This window comes from Candidatus Burkholderia verschuerenii, assembly GCF_001189365.1.
GTDB lineage: Bacteria > Pseudomonadota > Gammaproteobacteria > Burkholderiales > Burkholderiaceae > Caballeronia > Caballeronia verschuerenii.
Genome location: NZ_LFJJ01000322.1, coordinates 1 through 2,635, shown reverse-complemented (window position 1 = coordinate 2,635; position 2,635 = coordinate 1). Strand labels below are relative to the sequence as shown.

Below are 2,635 nucleotides of genomic sequence, written 5' to 3'. Positions count from 1 at the left end.
CGACCGAGTTTCATAATGCATCTCTCCCATTACAAACCAGGTAGTCTCAACACCTTCTCGTCTTGCAGCGCCTCGAAGTTCCGGGGTCTCCGCTCAATTACGCCCCGCACGCCTATCTGCACGGCCTCTGAATCCAGCGACGCCACTGGTATCTGCCATGGGGCACACGGCATCATCTGCGAGGCGGGCAATACCCCTTCATCAATGAGGCGGTGAACGGAGCCAACACAGATCTGCAGGCGCCGGGCGGCTTCTTCGACGCTAATCGTATCGCTATCGCCCGAAGCCGGATCGAAGCCTTCAATACACAGCCGCTCGCGCAGTTCACGTACGCGCACAGTTGTCCAGGTCTTGCCGTCGGCCGATTTGCATCGCATCCGGTTCATTGTCACAGCCAGATCGCGATCCGGCCATTTGCCACCGAGTTTTCGCATGACGTCCACAGACCCGTGCGGAGACTGTGCATCGGTATCGGGATAGCGGCCGCCGCGTATCCGTGCAATACGCACTTCAGTGTGTCGCCCTCCTGTCCAATGGATAGCGAGGACAGCTTCATTGGACGAGTCGTCCAGATCAATTACGACTTCCTGGATAAGCACTCGTGTTATCCGTTGCTTGGTTCTGGGAGTTGCGCCTGAAGCCTTCCATGCTGTCGGCAAGTCGTGCGCGAGTGACATTAGCCGCTCCCGATCGATTTCCGGATTGGCAAGGACCTTCGCATCAAGATGTTCGATATGGCTCTGGAGTTCAGCGACGCGCTCAAGCGCGGTATTCCATCGCGCCTCCAGTTCGCGCGCTACCAGACGCTTGCCAGGGTCGACTGCTTCGTAGCGACGTTCTGCCAGCGAAGCTTCATAGCGCGCTTCTTCCGCTTCGTGCATCAATGCATTTCGAACCTCATCATCTGCGCGGGACTGCGCTTCACTCGCTCTTATCGCTGCTTTTATCGCATATGTCGACACCACTTCCAGCAGTCGAGTCGTGATTGCCTTGTCGACGCGGACGCCCCCGATCCCGATGCAAAGTCCGGCACCAACGTGACTGTCGTCGCCGCGGCACTGGTAGCGGTGCGCCTGCACCGATTTCGCACCATAGAAGACCCGCATCATCCGCCCACATCGGCCACACCTGACCAGTCCACCCAGCAACGCGCGGCCACCTCGTGCAGATTTGCGAGAGGTTCGCTTTTTCATGTGCGCGTTCTCGGCGATCATCCTCTGGTTTTCCTCGAAATCATTCCAGGTGATATAGCCCGGATGATGGTCCTTCAGCAAGACATTCCACGATTGCATCGGCTTACTGCGGGGACTACCTTTTCTCGCGCGCCCGTCAACGACATGAGTCTGAGAACTCTTCCTGCCGAATACATAAGCTCCGGCATAGACCGGATGCTGCAATAGCTTGATTACGTTGTGATAGGCGGGTGATTGCCATGCAATCCGGCCGCCAACCGCGCTCTGCCTCAGAACGGGTAATTGCAGTTTCTCCTGCTTGGCCCACAGGAACACCTGCCGTGCACTTCCTAACTCGCGAAACCGTCGAAACACGAGACGGATTGTTTCCGTCACGCGTTCATCCGGGTCCAGTTCAATACGCCCCAATTCGTTCCAGCAGTATCCTGGGGGTAACGCGAAACGGAGTTCTCCTCGTGCAGCTTTCGTATCTCGTGCAGCAATTCCCCGCTCACGTAACAGACTCAACTCATATTCCGACATTGATCCCTTCAAGCCAAGTAACAGGCGATCGTTCGTCAGCCGCGGGTCGTATGCGCCATCGGGATCAACAATCAGCGTACCCGTCAATGCACACAGATCGACGAGGTGATGCCAGTCCCGGCCGTTGCGCGCAAGCCGCGATGCCTCGATACAGAATACCGCACCAACTGTACCACCGCATATTGCAGCGACAAGTTTTTGAAATCCCGGCCGCTCCGTAAGCCCGGATCCCGAACGACCCAGGTCATCGTCGATCACTGTAACGTTGGCAAAACCTGTCTTGCGCGCGGACTCGGCAAGATCGTACTGACGTCGCTTGCTCTCCGTGTGGCAATGAACCTGTCCGAGTGAAGACTGACGAACGTATACGACGGCCTCGCGGCTCAAATGCGCGGAACTGATTTTAGAATTCATCGCCGGCCTCCGGTGTCCGAGCCAACTTCTCCATCGGCGTGCCTAGCGCTTCGAGAAGCAGGTCGGCTACGGCCTGTACCAGCTCTTCGCGCGATGGCGTCGGGAGGGGGAGCGCCGGCTCTTCCATTTCCAGCGATAGAATCAGTTGTTTCCTTGGGATCATCGACGATGGCCTCATCTGGAGTACCTTCCTGTTCTCGAGTCAAGGAAGACGATGATCCACCATCTGGAGACAGCGCCGTTTCGTGCGCCAGTACGTCTCGCAATTCCATCAACGCGCCCAAGGTAACTTCCGGAGAACCCGCCGACATCACCGCGCACCGAGCCTTGTCAAACATCCATCCCGGCAATTCCCGCGACAGCCCGTTACGGACCTCGACATGAATGACTTCCGTGGCTCCTCGCCACTTACGGCGAACCACTTGAAGTTGCTGGCCGTGCAATGGATGCCATGGATACTCCATTGTGACGAGCTTCAATCGGTATGCTGAATGTTGTTTGGTTAC

The 2,635-nt window shown here is 57.1% G+C and carries 2 protein-coding genes and 1 pseudogene; all 3 read right to left on the bottom strand.

All coding sequences use genetic code 11. The features are described 5' to 3' along the window. Positions 1-29 precede the first annotated feature (29 nt). Complete coding sequence (locus BVER_RS28495) at positions 30-2,129, bottom strand: recombinase family protein (protein WP_050456093.1); 2,100 nt, start codon at positions 2,127-2,129, stop codon at positions 30-32. Continuing rightward, positions 2,119-2,307, bottom strand: coding sequence for a hypothetical protein (locus BVER_RS32030; protein ID WP_157056278.1), 189 nt, complete (start codon positions 2,305-2,307; stop codon positions 2,119-2,121). Before BVER_RS32030 ends, BVER_RS28495 begins: the two co-directional genes overlap by 11 nt. An 82-nt stretch (positions 2,308-2,389) precedes the next feature. After that, a pseudogene (locus tag BVER_RS36730) lies at positions 2,390-2,593 on the bottom strand (DUF5372 family protein); the annotation flags it as partial. Between the last annotated feature and the right edge of the window lie 42 nt (positions 2,594-2,635).